The sequence below is a fragment of the Vibrio sp. Vb0349 genome, from assembly GCF_033338975.1.
The window spans coordinates 1-1,416 of record NZ_JAWOTS010000187.1 but is presented as its reverse complement, the minus strand read 5'-3'; the positions used below and the strand labels follow the sequence as shown (position 1 = coordinate 1,416).

Genomic DNA, 1,416 nt, shown 5'->3' with positions numbered 1-1,416 from the left:
CACAAACATGAACAAGCAGGACAAAACATTGCCATTGCTATCAGCCGTCGCCAAGACATTAATCGTATCACCAGCCGCATGAGCAGCGCTTGGAACTACGACTTAATTCCTCTCGGTTCTGCAGCACTAAAAGCGTGTTTGGTGGCGGAAGGAGCGGTCGATTGCTATTTACGTTTGGGCCCTACTGGCGAATGGGATACAGCAGCAACGCAATGCATCGTGGAAGAAGCGGGCGGACGCATTCTCAGCACTCACCTCGAACCTTTGTCTTACAACGAACGGGAAACGCTAGAGAACCCGAACTTTATCGTGCTGGGCGATACGAATTTGCCTTGGGATGACATCCTGCAACGCAAAGATTAAGTACTTATACTTGCGTAACTCAACTTGTATCATTAGGCCGTGAATTCCGTTCACGGCCTTTTCTTTTTCCGCATGAGCAGCTTTAACAGTATTTGACCTACCATATACCTAAAGCTAATTAAACTGCACAAAACCACATAATTCCATTAAAATACAAGCACTTAAACAATATGCTTTGTCCCTCGTTTATTTACGTACAGCGAATAGAGGGTTTGGCCTACTATGATCCAAAAGCAAAAAGAGCTGCACATTGGCAGCTCTTTTCTGTATTACGTTGGCTTAAAATTAGAATCTGCCTTTGTAGTCAAACTCGTATTGGCCTTGTGCGTTTGGCTGTCCAAGCCATTTCAACTGCTCCCCCATGCTTGATGGGAAATCTGCGCCAGGTTTAAACCACGCTTTCGTTGAATAGCGTTGATTCGGCATCAGCTCCGCTGAAAACGCCGAGGAAACTTGCGTACTGGTTTGCTCACCTGATGCAGTTAGCACGCTATCTTGGCATTTCAAATCAGCAATAACAGGGCCGAGCTCTAAGCTTCCCACTGGACTTTGGATGCCACTGGCACTCCAAACCAATGTGCCTTCACCAGTTTTACACCACGGAGCTGCGTAAGTCGCATGACGAATGTTCAACTCCAGCTGGCCATCAACACTAACAGGCACCGGCAGGCGTGCTTGTTCGACGGCTTTCGATGCCGGGATCGACGCCACCAAATTTTCCGCGTAAGGGCCATCGCTGAGACTGTATCCAACTAAACCTCGACCGCGAATGTTCATATCGCTGCCGCGCCCAAAACGTACCGAAAATTCGGCTTTGCCGGTAAATAAGCTATACCATTGGAAATCCCAATTAACTTGCCCTAGATTTTGACGCTGCCAACGCACGCTAGAAGCCTGACCTTGCCAAACGGAACCGTGAGCACCTTGTATGTCTAGCCCTTTCACAGTGGGGGCTTGCTGGAGAACCCAAGAAACAGGTAACCCCATGATCAAGCTAACAGAAAAACAAACGATAAAGATTACAACGTAAAGTACTGCTCGCTTCACCTTAAC

At 47.7% G+C, this 1,416-nt stretch carries 2 protein-coding genes; one reads left to right on the top strand and one right to left on the bottom strand.

Annotated elements, in window-relative coordinates:
* Positions 1-363: inositol monophosphatase family protein (locus tag R7Q47_RS24420; RefSeq protein ID WP_318089808.1), on the top strand; the 363-nt coding region annotated here is incomplete at its 5' end.
* Between the two features lie 285 nt (positions 364-648).
* Here R7Q47_RS24420 and R7Q47_RS24415 read toward each other — a convergent pair.
* On the bottom strand, positions 649-1,410 hold the full coding sequence (locus tag R7Q47_RS24415) for a type II secretion system protein N (RefSeq protein ID WP_318089810.1): 762 nt from the start codon (positions 1,408-1,410) through the stop codon (positions 649-651).
* Positions 1,411-1,416 lie beyond the last annotated feature (6 nt).